Origin of the sequence: Brachyspira catarrhinii (assembly GCF_005518285.1) — a bacterium.
Lineage (GTDB): Bacteria > Spirochaetota > Brachyspiria > Brachyspirales > Brachyspiraceae > Brachyspira > Brachyspira catarrhinii.
The window spans coordinates 1-1857 of record NZ_SJDU01000415.1 but is presented as its reverse complement, the minus strand read 5'-3'; the positions used below and the strand labels follow the sequence as shown (position 1 = coordinate 1857).

Sequence of the window (1857 nt, the reverse complement as noted above, 5' to 3'; positions counted from 1 at the left end):
ATAATTTATGAGAATATTTATAGCTACGGGAGAACTCGGGGATATAAGCGACGCGGTTGATAAAGATTTTATTGACGCGGGACGCCCTTATTACATGGCTTGGAGAAGAGACGGACTTCAGAGGCTCGGAGATTATTATTTTAAGGCTTACGGACTCGTTTTTAAAGTTCAGCCTATAAAATACGCTTTGGTTGACGAATTGGAATTCTTTAAAGTGCTTACAATTAACGATTATAAAGAGATTGCGAAAGAGCATTTGAAAAGAGATTACGAAGATTCAAAAATCGCTTCGGATATTAACGCTTTGCTTGACGAAGGTTTAATATCGATTCAGAGAAAAAATATATATAACGGAAACGAAGAGATAGAATTCGTAAAGATGTATGAGCTTCCTTTCCCAGAATTAAAAACGGAAGAAGATTATTGGAATACTTATGTTATGCAAGGAACGGACGAAGAGATTTCGCATTACGATTTTTTGACGAGAGAAATATTTATAAGTTCTTATTCGCTCGCAAAAATAGATATGTATAATAGAAAAATAAAAACCTATAATAAACTTTTGGAATATATGGGAAATAGAGACGAAGCGAGAAACGGAATAACCAAAAACGAAGCTAACGAAAAAATAGAAGAATTGAAAAAATTAAAAAGAGAAGAAGAAGATAAAATGCTTAAAATAGGTTTCGATATGTCGAATGTTTATTTTGCCGTTGGAAATCAGGCGATTGTTGACGGAAATTACGAAAGAGCGGCGATAATGTATGAAGAGCTTATAAAACTTGAAAAACTTATTTATCCCGCGTATTTTAATTTGGCGGCATCTTACGAATATTTGGCTCGCGCAAAAGAAACGCCTTACGAAAGAGAAGCGGAATATTTGAATAAAGCGAAAGAAGTTTTGGATAAAGCGGAAAGAACTTTTCACAGAGGACGAGATATAGGAGATACTGCAAGAGAACAGAATCAAACCTATCAGCAGATAAGACAATTCACTCAGAGAATCGAAGCGCAATTAAAAACTCCAAAAAGTCAAGTCGAGGCTATGAAAGAGCAGGCTACGATTGAAAATAGTTTTGAAAGTTATAGCGCTTATGCAAATTATGTTTATCAGAATAGGCAGGATATCGAAGAGACTATATGGGCGAAAAACGAAGCTAAAAATCGAGCTAAAAATTCGGAGCAAATATTTTCGGTTAATAAAGATTTGGCTATTTTGTATGCGAATATGGGAGATATAACTTCTTCGGTAAATATATTAAACGAAACTTTGAGAATTCCTAATTTGAATAGAGAAGATAAATCGTCTTTGGAATTCGATTTGGCTAATATTTATCTTAATCAAAAAAGATATAACGAGGCAACGGATATATATTCAAAATATACGAACGAATTAAGTCAGAATGGAGCTTTCGCTTTATACGCAATCGGACATATTTATATCGAGCAAAATAAAGTCGTAGAAGCTTTGAATATTTATAATGATTTTAGAAGTAGAATGTCTCCGATGGCTTCGACAAATCAAGTTGTGGCGAATTTGTATCAGGATGTGGAAAGCAGAAGAGTTCAGATAATGCAATATTTGGGTTCTACGCCGAGATAAAAATTAAATCGTATTATTAAATTTTATATTGGCTTATTAAAATTTACAACTTTATAATCCGATATTAAACATATAAAAAAGTAGTTGACTTTTTTTGAAAGTTTGTTATTATATAAATAGATTAAATAATAAAAATTGTCATTACGAGGGTAACGCCCGAAGTAATCTATTCTGTGTGGATTGCTTTGCATTGGAAATGCTCGCAATGACGATTTAAGTAAAAAAGGATAAATTAGAAAATGGCGGAGAAAACA

1 pseudogene is annotated in these 1857 nt (G+C 33.0%); it reads left to right on the top strand.

Going from position 1 to position 1857, the window contains the following annotated elements:
• Positions 1–34: 34 nt before the first annotated feature.
• A pseudogene (locus tag EZH24_RS11060) lies at positions 35–1603 on the top strand (tetratricopeptide repeat protein); the annotation flags it as partial.
• Between the last annotated feature and the right edge of the window lie 254 nt (positions 1604–1857).